The sequence below is a fragment of the Variovorax sp. OK605 genome (assembly GCF_900115445.1).
Classification (GTDB): domain Bacteria; phylum Pseudomonadota; class Gammaproteobacteria; order Burkholderiales; family Burkholderiaceae_C; genus Variovorax.
Map to the genome: position 1 here is coordinate 42,364 of NZ_FOWL01000014.1, position 15,367 is coordinate 57,730.

Here is a 15,367-nt window from a genome sequence, read left to right on the forward strand (position 1 = left end):
CTCTTATTTGGAAAATTTGCCGAGGGGTGTTTGGCCGGCGAGACACGCGCGTGTCTTTACGTGAAAAGTCAGGTGGCAGGCAGGTTCGCGGGCGCATGCGACTGCGAAAAACTGCGCATGCAGCGACGCGAAATCGCCGTGCGCCGTCCAATTGTCTGTTGATGTAACCGCACTTTGGCACACTGGCGGCCCTGTCAACACCCGGCCCTGCGCGCATTCCGATGACTCTCTCTTCGCTCCAGACCTCCGCAGAACACGTGCGCCAGGCGATCCGTGCCGCCACCACAGGCCTTGTCGGCCGCGAGCAGCTGGCCGAACTCATCGTGCTGTCGGCGGTGGCGCAGGAGCACCTGCTGGTGGTCGGCCCGCCCGGCACCGCCAAGAGCGCGGTGGTGCGGCGCGTGGCGCAGAGCCTGGGCGGGCGCTACTTCGAATACCTGCTGGGGCGCTTCACCGAGCCTTCGGAACTGTTCGGCCCGGTCGACCTGAACAAGCTGCGCGCCGGCACCGTCGAGACCGACGTGAGCGGCATGCTGCCCGAGGCCGACGTGGCCTTTCTCGACGAGGTGTTCCTCGGCTCCACCGCCATCCTGAACACGCTGCTGGGCGTGCTCAACGAGCGCCGCTTTCGCCGCGGCCACACGCAGCTGAACTGCCCGCTGCGCGTGTGCGTGGGCGCGGCGAATGCGTTGCCCGACGACGAAGGCCTGGCCGCCTTCGGCGACCGTTTCCTGCTGCATGTGTTCATCGAGCCCGTGCCCGATCACCAGCTCGAAGCGATGCTCAGCGGCGGTTGGCAGTCGGACCACACGGCCGTTACCCCGGGCGGCGCGCTGGCCGATCTCGACGTGCTGTGCCGCCAGCTGAAGCAGGTCGACCTGGGCGGCGTGCAGCCCGCGCTGGCCAACGCCATCCGCAAGCTGCGCCAGGCCGGCGTGCAGCTGTCGGACCGGCGCATCGTGAAGTCGCAGCGCCTGCTGGCCGCCGCCGCCGTGCTGGCCGGCCGCCTCGAGACCACCGAAGCCGACCTGTGGCCCCTGCTCTACGTGCTGCCCACGCAGGAGGCGCAGCAGAGCGCGCGCGACGTGCTGCGCGACGCCTTTGCCAACGCCACGCATCCGCATCTGCTGAGCGCGGTGGAAGAGGCCACGCTGCAGCCGCTGTCGCGCGCGGTGCGGCTGGCAGAGACCGCGCGCGCCTGCCTCGCGGCGGAGCCCGCATCGGGGCGCACGCAGGCCGAGAGCGTGCTGCGCGAGATCGACGCCAACTTCAGCAGCGAGCTGCTGCCGGAGAACTTGACTGCCTTGCGCGGCCAGCTCGTCGAACGCCTGGCTGCCGCCGCATGAGCGTCGCGGTTCCGCTCGAATGGCGCTGGCGGCCCCGCGCCGAGCCGCTGCCCGCGCAGGCGGCCGTGGCCTGGGGCGCGGCGGCGCATGCATTGCACGCGCGCTTGCTGCAACTGGCCCCTGAGCAGCATGCGGGCCTGAGCGCAACCGCCGGCCCCGACCTGCTCGTGGTGACGGGCGAGGCCGATGCCTTGCCCTGGGTCGACGGCGTGGCCTATGCGGGGCCGGCCGCGGAGGCGCACGGCCTGTGGCTGCCCACCGTCGAGGCACCCGACCTGCCGCTGGACCTGGTCGCGCGCAGCCTGCAGCGCGAGCACCCGAACCGGCAGCCGCTGCTGCTGTGGCCGCGCCCGGAATTCGTGCTGCCGCTCGACCGGTTGCTGCCGCTGTCGGCCGCGCTGCTCGCACGCATCGGCACGCAGTGGACCGCCGCCCGCGCATGACGACGAACACCACCGAACTCCCCGACGCGCTGCAGCCATGGGGCTCCTGGCTTGCGTGGTTCGCGCCCGACATGGCGGCCGAACTCGGCGCGCTGGTGCAGCGCATGCAGCCGCTGTTGGGCCGCTTCCGCGGCCACACGCGTGGCGGCGTGCCCGAGCCCGACGGGCTCGACGACCTGCGCCGCCGCGGCCCCTACGAACGCCTGCTTGCCACCGAATGGCTGCTGGCCGACGAGCTGCCCGACGAGTTCCTGCGCCGCGCCGCGGCCAGCGAGCACCTGTTCCTGGCGCCGCGCCCGCGGGCGCGCGAGGCCGAGAAAAGCATCGTCGCGATCTTCGACGCCGGCCCGCTGCAGTTCGGCGCGCCCCGGCTCGGGCAGATCGCGCTGTGGATCCTGCTGGCCCGCCGCGCCGCGCAGATCGGCGGCGTGTTCCAGTGGGGTGTGCTGCAGCTGCCGGGCGGGCTGGACGGTGGAAACGAGGCGAAGAACCTGCGTTCGCTGCTCAAGGCGCGGGACTTCGAAGTGGCGAGCCCCATGCACGTGAGCGGGTGGCAGGAGGTGCTGTCCAGTCTCGAGAGTGCGCCGGGCGAAACGTGGCTGATCGGTGCGGCGCCGGCGGAGCAGCCCGCCGGCGAGCGCTGGACCAGCCACCGCGTATGCCTGCAGCGCGCGGTGCTGGGCGACGTGCTCGAGGTGTCGCTGGGCGAGCGTGGCGGGCTGCGTCGCGCGCAACTGCCGCTGCCTTCGGCGAAGGCCGGCGCGCTGCTGTTGCGCGGCGAGTTCATGGAGCGTGTGCCGCAGGCGGTGCACCGGCAGCACCGCGGGCGCATCTCGCTGCAGCGGCCACCTGTCATTTCGCACTCCGGCCAGCACGTGGCGGTGCAGTTGCTCGACGAGGCGGGTTTGCTGGTGTTTCCCGTGCCGGTCGAGGGGCAGCGCAAGGCCGCCAGGCCCAAGTACCAGCATTGGGGTCAGTCGCTGGTGCCGCTGTCGGTCATGTTCCTGGGCAAGCGCACCGGCGCGCTGTTGAGCAACGCACACTCGATGCATGCCGGCGGCCAGCGCTCGATGCATTTCTGGCAGATGCCCGGGCTCGGCAGCTTCGCCGCACCCGAGCCCACGGAATTTCGTGCGCCGCCCGGGCTGGCGGTGTGGCTGCCTTCCGCATGGCTGCGCGATGGAAACAGCCAGCGCGTCTGCATGCTCGACCGCGACCGCCGGCTCGTGGCGTGGAACCTGCAACCCGGCGTCGCGCCGAAGCCCGAAGAAGGCGCGCCGACGCTGGTCGACGCCGAGGTGCTCGGCATGTCGCAATGGTCGGAGTCGCACCTGGTCTACGCCGCCGTGCACGGCAACCAGCTGGTGCTGCGGCGCCTGGGGGCCGCGGGTGGGCAGGGGTCCGAGACGGTGCTGTGCGCGCGCCCTGACGAAACCGCGGTGCTCTTTGCCAGCGGCTGGCAATGGAAGAGCGGTGTGGGCGGTGTCGCCGTGCGCACCACGGCCGAACCGGCGCGGTCCGCCGAGACCTGGCGAATCCACGAGCCCGACCCGGCATCCGCCGGTGGACGGCATGGCGCGTTTCCGCAGAAGTGGCGCGTCTTCGATGTGCGCGCCTCGCGTGCGCTGGCACTCATCGACGACTTCAAGCACTCTCGCCATGCCTTGCTGAGCCTCTCGCCTTCGCTCGACGGGCTGGACCTGCATTCGAAGGACGGCACCGAAACCGTCTACAAGGCGCCCGAGCGCATCGAGAAGGTCAACGTGAGCCCCTCCACGGGCCTGGCGGTCATGCTGACCGTGCACAAGAAAATCATCGTCTACGCGGTGCCCGAGCGGGCCTTGCGCGCGGTGCTGCATGGCGAAGGAGCAAGCGATGCCGACGCCGCCTGAGGTCTCCGCGATGCCGGCCGCGCAGGTTCGCCACCCCTTGCTGAAGGGCCGGCAGCAGGTGGCCGCGCTCTGGTTTCCGTCGGACTGGTTCGACGAGGCCGCGCGTGCCCGCCGCATCGTCGATGCATGGCGCACGGGCGCGCAGGCGTTGCGGTTTGCCGAGGGCGATCTGCTTCGCTTCGCGGACCCGATGGCGCTCGACTGCGACCATGCCACCGGCTGGCCCCTGCGGCGTGAAGGACAGTCGCTTTGCTCCGCCGAACTCGACCGCGGCGAACGCGCCGCGCTGCCGCCGGCCGACATCTGGCTCGTGAATGGCGGCGAAGTGCTGGCCCTGCGCCTGGCGCAAGCCACGCCGCTCGATCCTTCGCAGTGGCTGGCCCCGGGCCCGCCGCTGTTCGACACCTTCGATTGCCGCGAGACGCTGCCTGAGCCCGTGGTGCTCGATACCGACGGGCGCACGCTGCGCGAGGTGCTCGGTGACGCCGTGCCACCCGCCAGCGCCGAGCAGGCCGCGTTCCTCGAGACCTTGCGCGAGCGGGCGAAGCGCGAGGGCGCCCTGAAGCAGCAGACGCGGCCCGGCACGCCTTCGGGCGCGCGCGACAGCCGCGGCAACACAGGCGTTTCGTCGACCGTGCGGTGGGTCCTGGGTGTCGGCGCGTTCGTGCTGTTTGCCAGGATGCTGTTCGAGCACCTGGGTGCGCCGGGCCCGTCGGGTGTGGCGGGTGCGGCGTGGCCGACCCGGTCCGCCTCGGCGTCGCATGTCGACGCGTCCGCGTTGTGGCTTTCGCTGATCGTCTTCGCGCTCGTGGTCCTGATCGCCTGGGGAATGCGGCGCTTCAACTCGGGGAATGTGGGCAGGGCGTCCCGCCGCCCTGGCAGTGGCACGTCGGCGACCAGGCCCGCACCCGCGCGCCCGGCCGCAACGCCGCTGAAGCAACGCGGCACCGCGCAGCCGGGCCGCTCGCGCTGGCGCGACTGGGTGGCGCGCCTTGCCATCACCTCGCGCCTGTCGAGGCTGCTGGGCCGCCAGCAGGCGGCCTATGTGAACCGCATGCTCAAGATGTTCGAGGACGGCGATCTCGAGCAGGCGCTGCGCCACGCGATTCCGCTGGGCGGCGACGTGCAGTCGCTCGGGCAGGCCTTCGGCACGCCGGGGCCGCGCGGCGACCTGTCACTGAGCGGTTCGCTGGCGCAGGGGCCGAGCATCAACCTGGGCAACGACTTCGAGGCGCACCTGCGCCAGCTCTACCGCAAGACCTTCGAGAAGCTCGACCGCGAAGGCCGCATCGACGAGGCCGTGTTCGTGCTGGCCGAGCTGCTGCAGGCGCGCCAGGAAGCGCTCGACTACCTCGAGAAACACCAGCGCCATGCGCAGGCCGCCGAGCTTGCGCTGTCCTGGGACTGGCCGCCCGCCACCATCGTGCGCCTGCTGTGCCTGGCCGGCGACTGGCGCCGCGCGCTGGCCGTGGCGCGTCGCGACAACGCCTTTGCCAGCGCCGTGCTGCAGCTGCAGGAGCGCTGGCCCGACGCCGCGAACCGCCTGCGCGAGGAGTGGGGCCAGGCGCTGGCGCAGCAAGGCGAGTGGTTGAAGGCCGTGGACGCCGTGTGGCCGGCCGCCTCGTTGCGCGAGCAGGCCACCGCATGGTTGCTGGCCGCGGAGACTTCAGGCGGACAACTGGCGGCCCGTGCGCTGGTGCAGCGCGCGCTGTTGCTGCCCGACACGCTGCAGGCTTGCATGGCGCGGCTGCAGGCGCTGCGCGACGACGCATCGCTGCACGGCGAACGAGCGGCGCTGGCGTTCGCGTTGAATGCGGTGACGGGCCATACCGATGCGTCGCGCGGGCTGGTCGCGGTGTTGCTGCCCGCGCTGCTGGCCGATCAGGCCCGAGGCGTGGGCCGGCTTGAAAAGAAGGCATTGCAGGCCTTGCTGCGGTCGAGCGTGGATACGTTGCTGCAGGCCGATCTTCCAGGCTCCGAGTTGCCGGCCGTCGAGGCCAGGCCGCTCGCGAAGCAGTCCGCGGCACTGGCGTTCGAAGCACCGGAGGCGGGCGCCCACGCAGTGCTCGATGCCGCACTGCTCGACGAAGACCGCTACCTCGTCGCCATCGGCGAGGCCGGCGCGCTCATGACCAACAGCGCCGGCCGCGTGCTGGCCCGCTTCGCCGTGCCGGCCTACCGGCTGGTGGTGGCGCACAGCGGGCAGGTGGCGCTGGCACTGGCGCAGCGCGACGGTCTCTGGCGCGTGAGCCGCATCGACCTCGTGCAGCGGCAGGTCAGCGACCTGGGCCTGGGCGCGTTCGATCATTTCGCCACCGCCTTCGACGGCATCGCGTGGACGGTGGCGCGCGGGCGCCGCGTCCAGGTGATCGATACGGGGCGCTCGCTGCAGGACGTGCTCTGGCAGGTGAACGACCTGCCGGGAGAGGTGCAGGAGTTCGCGGCCACGCAGCACCTGGAACAGTTCGTGGTGCATGACGACGTGCTGGGCCCGTGCCTCTGGCGCTACCAGTGCCCGCAAAGGCGCTTGCTGAGCCGTGAACAGATCGACGTCAGCGCGATCCCGCGGTCGACGCACCTGCTGCATCCGCAGCACGGCCCGTTCCGCCTGATCTGCGCGGCGCCGGAAGAGCGCGGCGTGCACATGACGTGGAAGGTCGTGCATGGCGTGGAAGGCGATGCCTGGCTGTCATCGCGCGATGGCGGCGCGTTCCAGCTGTGGGCCGACCAGGAATGGCTCGTCGTCGCGCAAGCCGCGGCCGTGGGCTGGCGCGTGCGGTGGCTGTCGCTGCGCGGCGGCGGCCTTGCCGCTTCGGTCGACTGGCCCGGCGATGCGCCGCCGGTGGCGCGTCCCGTGCGCAACGGCTGGCTGCTGCACGACGGCGAAGGCCGCGTGCTGCACCTCGACGTCGAGCGCAGCGTGACAGCGGGCTTTGCCGTGCGCTGAAGGCGCTACTTCCAGGGCGTGGCCGGCGGAATCTCGCACACCGGCTCGACATCGATGCTCTTGAAGTCCGCCGGCGAGACGATCTCCAGGTACTCCATGTCGGGCGAGTAGTCGAACAGGAAGTGCCGGATGCCGGGGCGCTGGTGCACCACGTCGCCGGCCTCCACCAGCGTCTCCTTGTCCTCGTACATGAAGCGGGCCCAGCCCTTGACCATGATCACGATCTGGAAGTCCGCCTCGTGGCGGTGCCAGCCGGTGCCCGTTTCCGGTGCCATGTTGGCCTTGACCAGATGCGCGATGACCTTGCCGTTGGTCGCCTCGGCAATGCCCAGGTCGCGATAGAGGAAGAAGTCGCGCAACCCGCCCGAGACGAATTCCGTGTCGCCGGGTTTCACATGGGAGAACTGGGTGGCCGTACGGTCCAGCATGGGGCGCTCCTTCGCAGGGGTGGTGGTGCGGTGCGGCACGCATAAAGCGTTCCCGCCGCACGCGCCCCTCGTGCACCCCTCGTGCGCCCCTCGCGCACTTTCCGTGCGCCCTGCGGCTCAGCGCCCCGCGAAGCCGTCGGTCGCGCGCACCAGCCGGTCGAGGATGCCGGGCTCCGAGTAGGCGTGCCCCGCGCCTTCGACCAGGTGGAACTCGGCCGCGGGCCAGGCCCGGTGCAGCGCCCAGGCATGGCGCGCGGGGCAGGGCATGTCGTAGCGGCCGTGCACGATCACGCCCGGAATGCCGTGCAGCCGGTGCGCGTCGCGCAGCAGCTGGCCCTCTTCGAGCCAGGCGTCGTGCACGAAGTAGTGGTTCTCCAGCCGCGCGAAGGCCAGCGCGAAGTGATCGTCGGCATGCGTGTCGGCCAGTGCCTGGCTCGGCAGCAGCGTGATGGTCTCGCCCTCCCACACGCTCCAGGCGCGCGCCGCCTCGATGCGCGCCACCGGGTCGTCGCCGGTCAGGCGCTTGCGGTAGGCCGCGATCATGTCGCCGCGCTCGGCCTCGGGAATGGGCGCCTGGAACTTCTCCCACTTGTCGGGGAACATCTCCGACACGCCGAACTGGTAGTACCAGCGCAACTCGGCCCGCGTCACGGTGTAGATGCCGCGCAGCACCAGCTCGCTCACGCGCTCGAGGTGCTTCTGCGCATAGGCCAGGGCCAGCGTGGAGCCCCACGAGCCGCCGAACACCAGCCAGCGATCGACGCCCGCCAGTTCACGAAGCCGCTCGATGTCGGCCACCAGGTGCCAGGTGGTGTTGGCCTCCAGCCCGGCGTGCGGCAGCGACTGCCCGCAGCCGCGCTGGTCGAACAGCATCAGGTCGTAGCGCGCGGGATCGAACAGCCGGCGGTGCTCGGGCGAGATGCCGCCGCCCGGCCCGCCGTGCAAAAACACCGCTGGCCTGGCACCGGGCGTGCCCACGCGTTCGTAGCGGATGCGGTGGCCGTCGCCCACGTCGAGCATGCCGGTTTCGTAGGGTTCGATGGGGGGATACAGCTGGCGCAGTTCGGTCATTGGCGGGTCCTTCGTCGGTAGATCTGCATATCGTCGGTGCGTGCCGTACGGTAAGCGATGCGCGGCTCAGGCCGGCCCGCGTGCCAGTGCGCGCTCCACGTCGGCCGCGAGCGCGAGCAGGGCGGGCGACAGCTCACGCACCACGCTGTCGAGCGACTCGGTGCTCGAAACGCTGAGGTTGAGCACGTAGCCTGACGCGCCGGGCGCGGCGCCGCCCGGCGAGCGGGTGGGCGCGGCGTCCCCTGGCGCGCGGATGGGCGCCGCGAGCGCCACCACCTCCGGCTGCCACGAGGCCGCGCAGAAGCCCCGCTCGGCCACGCTGGCCATGGCCAGTTCGATCTCGTCGCGCAGCGCGGGCCATTGCGCGCGGCGGCGCTGCTTGAAAAGCGCGTACAGCGCCTTGCGCCACGCCTCGCCCGCGGTCGCCAGCCAGGCGCGGCCGAGCGAGGTGAGTTCCATCGGCACGCGCTGCCCCGACACCACGTTGCGCAGTGACACGCGGCGGTTGTAGCGGATCGATTCCAGGTAGACCATCTCGTCGCGGTCGGGCGCGGCCAGCCCGACGTTGATGCGGCGGGCCTCGGCCAGCGCGCGCATCTTCGGCGCGGCCAGCGCCAGCACGGTGGAGCCCGAACGCATCGCATGCGCCAGGCTCAGCACCGCGGGCGCCAGCCGGTAGGCGCGCTGCCCGGCGTCCACCTGCAGCATGCCGGCGCCCACCAGCGTCTGCGTGAGCCGGCTCACGGTCGAGCGCGAAAGGCCGGTGCGGTCCGCCAGCTCGGCATTGCCCAGCAGTTCGGAGCCGGGGCGAAAGGCGCGCAGTATTTCCACGCCGCGTTCCAGCGAGCGGTTGGCCGGCGAGAGGCCGGGTTTCTCGTCGAGCGAGGGCGTCATCCGGGCCATGGCTGTCTCCGTGCGGCCGCTGGAAGGGCCTTTGTTTGATTCCATTGGTTGGAATTTGGGGAGTGTATGCCGGGCCCTGAAAACCTATGCTTTTCCCATGGCGCGATGACTTCCTTTCGCGCCCCACAGGAGACAAGTCAATGAAGTTCCCCATTCGATTCCACGGGCGTGCGCGGCGGGCCCTCATGAACGTCGCCGCGGCGTTCGCCGGCGCGGCGCTCACGCTGGCAGCGGGCGCCTCGATGGCGCAGGAGTTCCCCAAGAAGCAGCCCATTCGCCTCGTGGTGCCGTTCGCGGCCGGCGGCGGCACCGACGTGATCGCACGCGTGCTCGGCGCGGGCATCGGCGCCGAGCTGCACCAGTCGGTGATCGTCGAGAACAAGCCCGGCGCCGGCACCATCATCGGCAGCGACTACGTCGCCAAGAGCGCGCCCGACGGCTACACGCTGCTGATGGCGACCTTCGCGCATGCGGTGAACCCCAGCCTGCAGCCCAAGCTGCCCTACGACCAGGCCAAGGCCTTCGCGCCGTTGAGCCTGGTGGGCCGCTCGCCCAACGTGCTGGTGGTGCGCAGCGACCGCGACTTCAAGTCGGTGGCCGACGTGCTCGCGTTCGCCAGGGCCAACCCGGGCAAGCTCAGCTACGGCTCGTTCGGCAACGGCACCTCCGCGCACCTGGCGGGCGAGCTCTTCAAGCGGCTGGCCAAGGTCGACCTGACGCACGTGCCGTACCGCGGCTCGGCGCCCGCGCTCACCGACCTGCTCGGCGGCCAGATCGACCTGATGTTCACCACCGCCGCGAGCGTGGCGCCCTACGTGGCGAGCGGCAAGCTGCGCGCGCTGGCCGTGACCTCGCCGCAGCGCTCGCCGGCGATGCCGTCGGTGCCCACGGTGGCCGAGAGCGGCGTGCCCGGCTACGTGGCCGAGAGCTGGTACGGCCTGTACGCGCCGGCCGGCACGCCCGCCGACGTGGTGGCGCGGCTCAACGCCGCGATCCGCAAGTCCGCGGCCTCCGAGACCTTCCGCAAGCGCATTGCCGACGAAGGGATCGTGGTGATCGCCTCGCCGCCCGAAGAACTGGCGCGCTACGTCGCCGCCGAAGAGGTGCGCTGGGGCCAGCTGGTGCGCGAGGCGCACATCACGCTCGACTGACCCCTTCCGCTTGCTTGTTCCCCTTGCTTGTTCCACCGGACTCCCGACATGACGAACCCCACCCCCTACGTCCAGCTGCGCACCGAGGACGGCGTTGCCGTCCTCACCCTCGACCGGCCCGACGTGCGCAACGCCATCAACGACGACATGCGCGGCGAGCTCATGGCCGCGCTGGAGCGCGTGAACCGCGACGACAGCGTGCGCGCGCTGGTGCTCACCGGCGCGGGCAAGGCCTTCTGCGCGGGCGGCGACATCCGCGCGATGCAGCAGCGCATGCAGGCGCCAGCGGGCGACGTGGCCTACAACGGCTGGGCGCGCCAGCAGCGCACCCACCACGCGCTGACGGCGCTGCGCGACCTGCCCAAGCCGACCATCGCGGCGGTGAACGGCGCGTCGACCGGCCTGGGCACCGACCTGGCGATGGCCTGCGACTTCGTCGTTGCGTCGCAGCCGCATGCCAGCTTCGCGTGGAACTACGTGCTGCGCGGGCTCATTCCCGACGGCGGCGGCATGTACTTCCTGCCGCGCCGCGTGGGCCTGGCCAAGGCCAAGGCGCTGATCTTCACCGGCCGCACCGTGCGCGCGGACGAGGCCATCGCACTCGGCGTGGCCGACCGCCTGAGCACGCCCGACGCGCTGGTGAGCGACGCCGTCGCATGGGCGCGCGAACTGGGCGCGGGCTCGCGCACCTCGATCGCGCTGGCCAAGGGCATCCTCAACCAGAGCTTCGAGCTGCAGGCCGAGCAGGTCTTCAGCATGGGCAGCCAGGCGCAGGCCATCTGCTACACCTCGAACGAGCACCGCGCGGCGGTCGAGGCGTTCCTGTCGAAGTCGGCGGCGAAGGAGTGACGGCCATGCGCAACCCGAGCGAAGACAACGCGGTCGGCGCCACCCGCCCGATCTCCCGCCTGATCTGTCCGCGCAGCGTGGCCGTGATCGGGGCCTCGGCCGACATGGCCAAGACCTCGGGCCGGCCCGTGGCCTACCTGCAGAAGCACGGCTTCACCGGCGCGATCTACCCGGTGAACCCCAAGGCCGACACCATCGGCGGCCTGCGCTGCTACCCCGGCATCGGCGCACTGCCCGAGGCGCCCGACGTCGCCATCGTGCTGCTGGGCGCCGAGCGCGCGCTGGGCGCGGTGCGCGAGCTGGCCGCGCGCGGCACGGCGGCGGCGATCGTGCTGGCGAGCGGCTACGCCGAGGCCGGTGCCGAGGGCCAGCAGCGCCAGCGCGCGCTGCTGGAGGCCGCGGGCGCGATGCGCCTGCTCGGACCCAACACCATCGGGCTGGTGAACCTCACCGACCGCATCACGCTGTCGGCCAGCGGTGCGCTGGAGGCCGACGACCTCGTGCCGGGCGGCATTGCGGTGGTGTCGCAAAGCGGCGGCATCCTGGGCTCGCTGCTGTCGCGCGGCGCGGCGCGCGGCATCGGGTTTTCCAAGTTGATCTCGACCAGCAACGAGGCCGACCTCGACCTGGCCGATTTCATCGATCACCTGGCCGACGACGAGGCCACGCGCGTGATTGCGCTCTACATGGAAGGCGTGCGCGATGTCGCCAGGTTCCGCGCTGCCGCGGCCAAGGCCGCGCGCGCGGGCAAGCCGCTGGTGGTGTTCAAGATCGGGCGCTCCGAGTCGGGTGCGCAGGCCGCGGCCTCGCACACCGGCGCGCTGGCCGGCGCCGACCGCATGTACGACGCGCTGTTCCGCGAAGTGGGTGCGATCCGCGCGCGCGACTTCTCCGACCTGCTCGACCTGCCGGCCGCGCTGGCCACCGGCCGCCGGCTGGAAGGCCGCCGTGTCGCGATCCTCACCTCGACCGGCGGCGCCGGCACGCTGGTGGCCGACAGCCTCGGCGTGGCCGGTTTCGAAGCGCCGCCGCCCGACGCGGCCACGGCCGAGACGCTGCGCGCGCTGCAGGCCGACGGGCCCTCGGTGCTCGACCGCAACCCGATCGACGTGACGCTGGCCGGCCTGCAGCCCCAGCTGCTGCGCCGCGCGCTCACGGCGCTGCTCGACAGCCCGGGCTACGACGCGGTGGTGGTCATCGTCGGCTCGTCCGCGCTGGCCATGCCCGACCTGGTGGCCGATGCCATTCGCGACTGCCTGCCGGGCACGGCCAAGCCGGTGCTGGCCTATGTGAGCCCGCATGCGCCGGCCGTGGCTTCGCTGCTCAACCGGCGCGGCGTGCCGGCCTTCAGCGCGCCCGAGAGCTGCACCGTGGCGTTGCAGGGGCTGCTCGCACGGAGCGCGGCCGTGCAACACGCGACCGCCGATGCGGGGCCGCTCGTGCGGATCGACGACCTGCCCGCGGGCTCGCTCGACGAGGCCGAGGCCAAGTCGCTGTTCGCGCGCTTCGGCGTGCGGGGCGTGCGCGAGCTGAAGGTGGCCGATGCGCAGGAGGCCGCGCAGGCCGCGCGCACGCTGGGCGAGAAGGTGGTGCTGAAGATTCTTTCGCGCACCGTCACGCACAAGACCGAGGTTGGCGGCGTGGCCGTGGCCGTGCCCGCGGTGCAGGTGGCGCAGCGCGTGGCGCGCATGCACGACGACGTGGCGGCCGCCACCGGCCACGCGCCCGAGGGCTACCTGGTGCAGGAGATGGTCGCGGGCGGCACCGAGATGATCCTGGGCCTGCACCGCGACGCGCTCGGCACCGCGCTGCTGGTGGGCATGGGCGGCGTGACGGCCGAACTCGTCGGCGACACCGTGCTGCGCATGGTGCCGCCGGGCGGCGCGCTGTCGCGCGGCGAAGCCGCTGGCATGCTGCGCGAACTCAAGACCTGGCCCCTGCTCGACGGCTACCGCGGCCGGCCCGCGGCCGATGTCGATGCGCTGGTCGACGCGATGGTCGGTTTTGCGCGCATGGCCGGGCAGCTCGGCGCGCGGCTGGAAACGGCGGAGATCAACCCGCTGTTCGTGCTGCAGAAGGGGCAGGGCGTGCGCGCGGCGGACGGGGTCGCGGTGTTGAGCTGACCGAAGCATTCAGGCATCAACGGTGAGATCTCGCGCCACTTTGTACGTTCGCGTATCAGGCATCGGGCCCGACACACGCACGTACAAGACGGCGCCGGTTCGACACACCGTGGATACGTGCGGCGACTTCAATGGCTGGCACCGGACGGGCCGACTGCGCGCATCCGGCCCACCCGCATGTTGAAACCCAAAAGGATGCTTGAATGAAAACGACGACCCGACTCTTCGCAATGGCCCTGATGGTCGCCGCGGGCGGCCTGGCCCAGGCGCAGCAACCGGACATCGGCCGCACCGAGGTGGCACGGCACGACATCGGCGCGCCCGGGCGCGAAGCCCTCCAGGTGCGCGTCGACTTCGGCCCGGGCGCCGGCTTCGGCCAGCACACGCACCCCGGCGAAGAAATCGCCTACGTGCTCGAAGGCACGCTCGAGTACCAGTTCGCGGGCAAGCCGCCGGTCACGCTCAAGTCGGGCGAGGCGCTGTTCATTCCGGCGGGAACGCCACACTCGGCGAAGAACGTGGGCGGCGGCAAGGCGTCGGAGCTCGCGACCTACATCGTCGAAAAAGGCAAGCAGCTCGTCGTGCTGACGAAGTGAGCGGCTGCGCCCGGGTTGCGCTGCCGGCGGCTAGAGTCGCCAGCAGCAACCCGAGGAGGCGCCATGAACATCGGCCCGTTCGACGAGAGCCTGGAGCACCGCAATATCCTGCCCTACGACGCCGCGTACGCCGAGGTGTTCGCGCGGGTGCAGCGCCACGTTCAGCAGCGCCTTGGCGGCGTCGAGCTCGTTCACATCGGCAGCACGGCAATCGTCGGCCTGCGGGGCAAGCCGATGGTGGACATCGCGGCCCTCACGCCGCGTGGCGACCTGCGCGCTGCGCAAGCGGAATTCGAAGCGCTCGGCTTTCACCGGCGCCCCGTGTGGGTCGACAAGGACGAGAAGCCCTACGTCTGCGCCAGCGTGCGGCACGGCGGGCGCCGGTTCAACCTCAACCTGCACATCTGCCATCGCGGCGATCCGGTGCACAAGGACTCGCTGGCGTTCATGGACATCCTCGAGCGGCGGCCCGACCTGCGCATGAAGTACGAGCAGGCGAAGGACCGCGCGCACGCGATCGACCCGGTCAACCCGGAGGTCTACAACCGCGAGAAGGAAGCGGTGATCCGCGAGATCCATGCGCTGATCGGCGCGGCTTAGCCCGGGCACGGCCTTGGCATGCCGGCCCTCGGGGCTTCTGGAAACCCAGCTTGACGGGCGCGAAAGCCTTCCAGATACTCAACCGCATGGTTCACCCAAGCGCCCCAGCCAGCCAGACCGAGCCCACGCTCCAGCCTGAGACCGAGCCCGGTATCAAGCCCGACACCGCGACCCTCGACGCCATCTTCGCCGCGCTGTCCGATTCCACGCGGCGCACCGTGCTCGAGACCCTGGGCGAGCGCAGCCTCAGCGTGACCGAACTCGCGGAGCCGCACGGCATGTCGCTCACCGGTTTCATGAAGCACCTGCGGGTGCTGGAAGACGCCGGCCTGATCTCGCGCACGAAAGCGGGCCGCATCGTGCGCTGCGAGCTGTCGCCCCGGCCCATGCAGGAGGCTGCCGTGTGGTTGTCGCGCTACGAGAAATTCTGGACCGGGCGCCTCGATGCACTGGCGCGCTTTCTCTACCAGCAGGAGCAGACCGAATGGCGAAACCTTCCCCCGGAGGCACCACCGAGCGCCCCTCGCTCACCCTCCGCAGGCACTACCGCATCAGCCCCGAAAAAGTCTGGCGCGCGTGGACCGACCCGCAAGCGCTGAAGCTCTGGTTCGGCCCCGAGGAAATCGTCTCCGTCCCCATTGCCGAGGTCGACCTGCGCGTGGGCGGGCGCTTTCGCGTGGCCATGCTGGCGGCCGACGGCGAAACGCACGACGTGAGCGGCACCTACCTGGAGGTGGAGCCGAACCGCAAGCTGGTCTTCAGCTGGGCCTGGCACAGCACGCCGGAGCGCGAGTCGCGCGTGACCTTGCGGCTTGCACCTGACGCGGGCGGCTGCGAACTGGTGCTGCTGCACGAACAGTTCTTCGACGAGGCCGCGCGCGACGCCCACACCCGCGGCTGGACGGGCGCGCTGGTCAAGCTCGAAAGCTGGCTGCTGCTGACGGCCTGAGCGCCATCGCCTGCAACGGCAGGCGCGACAACGACAATAGCTGCGCCAGCAACAGCAAGAACGAATGAG

Annotated in this window: 14 protein-coding genes; 11 read left to right on the forward strand and 3 right to left on the reverse strand. The window is 71.2% G+C overall.

The window, feature by feature from the left end; genetic code table 11:
• The first annotated feature begins 221 nt into the window (after nucleotides 1-221).
• Genes BM013_RS29615 through BM013_RS29630 form a run of 4 tightly spaced genes read left to right on the forward strand, consistent with a single transcriptional unit; the run spans nucleotide 222 to nucleotide 6,628 of the window.
• The gene (locus BM013_RS29615; protein WP_093131763.1) at nucleotides 222-1,346 is read left to right on the forward strand and encodes an AAA family ATPase; all 1,125 of its coding nucleotides are present in this window, start codon (nucleotides 222-224) and stop codon (nucleotides 1,344-1,346) included.
• The gene (locus tag BM013_RS41405; RefSeq protein WP_093131765.1) at nucleotides 1,343-1,789 is read left to right on the forward strand and encodes a bpX5 domain-containing protein; all 447 of its coding nucleotides are present in this window, start codon (nucleotides 1,343-1,345) and stop codon (nucleotides 1,787-1,789) included. Before BM013_RS29615 ends, BM013_RS41405 begins: the two co-directional genes overlap by 4 nt.
• On the forward strand, nucleotides 1,786-3,681 hold the full coding sequence (locus BM013_RS41410; RefSeq protein ID WP_177225614.1) for a hypothetical protein: 1,896 nt from the start codon (nucleotides 1,786-1,788) through the stop codon (nucleotides 3,679-3,681). The genes BM013_RS41405 and BM013_RS41410 overlap by 4 nt, the downstream gene beginning before the upstream one ends.
• On the forward strand, nucleotides 3,665-6,628 hold the full coding sequence (locus BM013_RS29630; protein ID WP_093131769.1) for a bpX6 domain-containing protein: 2,964 nt from the start codon (nucleotides 3,665-3,667) through the stop codon (nucleotides 6,626-6,628). The genes BM013_RS41410 and BM013_RS29630 overlap by 17 nt, the downstream gene beginning before the upstream one ends.
• A gap of 5 nt (nucleotides 6,629-6,633) precedes the next feature.
• Here the strand turns inward: BM013_RS29630 and BM013_RS29635 are convergent, their stop codons facing one another.
• The 3 genes from BM013_RS29635 to BM013_RS29645 all read right to left on the reverse strand — a co-directional run bounded on the left by BM013_RS29635 (nucleotide 6,634) and on the right by BM013_RS29645 (nucleotide 9,030).
• Nucleotides 6,634-7,056 carry a cupin domain-containing protein gene (locus BM013_RS29635; protein ID WP_093131771.1) on the reverse strand — a complete coding sequence of 141 codons (423 nt, stop codon included), beginning with the start codon at nucleotides 7,054-7,056 and terminating at the stop codon, nucleotides 6,634-6,636.
• Between the two features lie 117 nt (nucleotides 7,057-7,173).
• A complete protein-coding gene (gene pip / locus BM013_RS29640; RefSeq protein WP_093131773.1) occupies nucleotides 7,174-8,127 on the reverse strand; it encodes a prolyl aminopeptidase in 954 nt (317 codons plus the stop codon).
• Between the two features lie 66 nt (nucleotides 8,128-8,193).
• A complete protein-coding gene (locus BM013_RS29645) occupies nucleotides 8,194-9,030 on the reverse strand; it encodes an IclR family transcriptional regulator (protein ID WP_093131775.1) in 837 nt (278 codons plus the stop codon).
• Nucleotides 9,031-9,170: 140 nt separating this feature from the next.
• On the opposite strand from BM013_RS29645, the gene BM013_RS29650 reads away from it, so the two are divergent.
• The 7 genes from BM013_RS29650 (at nucleotide 9,171) to BM013_RS29680 (ending at nucleotide 15,298) form a co-directional block, all read left to right on the forward strand.
• On the forward strand, nucleotides 9,171-10,181 hold the full coding sequence (locus BM013_RS29650; RefSeq protein ID WP_371271193.1) for a tripartite tricarboxylate transporter substrate binding protein: 1,011 nt from the start codon (nucleotides 9,171-9,173) through the stop codon (nucleotides 10,179-10,181).
• A 48-nt stretch (nucleotides 10,182-10,229) separates the two neighbouring features.
• The gene (locus tag BM013_RS29655; RefSeq protein ID WP_093131777.1) at nucleotides 10,230-11,030 is read left to right on the forward strand and encodes an enoyl-CoA hydratase/isomerase family protein; all 801 of its coding nucleotides are present in this window, start codon (nucleotides 10,230-10,232) and stop codon (nucleotides 11,028-11,030) included.
• A gap of 5 nt (nucleotides 11,031-11,035) precedes the next feature.
• Complete coding sequence (locus tag BM013_RS29660) at nucleotides 11,036-13,153, forward strand: acetate--CoA ligase family protein (RefSeq protein WP_093131779.1); 2,118 nt, start codon at nucleotides 11,036-11,038, stop codon at nucleotides 13,151-13,153.
• Between the two features lie 203 nt (nucleotides 13,154-13,356).
• Nucleotides 13,357-13,749, forward strand: coding sequence for a cupin domain-containing protein (locus BM013_RS29665; protein WP_093131781.1), 393 nt, complete (start codon nucleotides 13,357-13,359; stop codon nucleotides 13,747-13,749).
• 63 nt (nucleotides 13,750-13,812) lie between these two features.
• Nucleotides 13,813-14,349, forward strand: coding sequence for a GrpB family protein (locus BM013_RS29670; protein WP_093131783.1), 537 nt, complete (start codon nucleotides 13,813-13,815; stop codon nucleotides 14,347-14,349).
• 50 nt (nucleotides 14,350-14,399) lie between these two features.
• Nucleotides 14,400-14,948 carry an ArsR/SmtB family transcription factor gene (locus tag BM013_RS29675; RefSeq protein ID WP_256220204.1) on the forward strand — a complete coding sequence of 183 codons (549 nt, stop codon included), beginning with the start codon at nucleotides 14,400-14,402 and terminating at the stop codon, nucleotides 14,946-14,948.
• Nucleotides 14,834-15,298 carry an SRPBCC family protein gene (locus BM013_RS29680; RefSeq protein ID WP_093131785.1) on the forward strand — a complete coding sequence of 155 codons (465 nt, stop codon included), beginning with the start codon at nucleotides 14,834-14,836 and terminating at the stop codon, nucleotides 15,296-15,298. Before BM013_RS29675 ends, BM013_RS29680 begins: the two co-directional genes overlap by 115 nt.
• Nucleotides 15,299-15,367 lie beyond the last annotated feature (69 nt).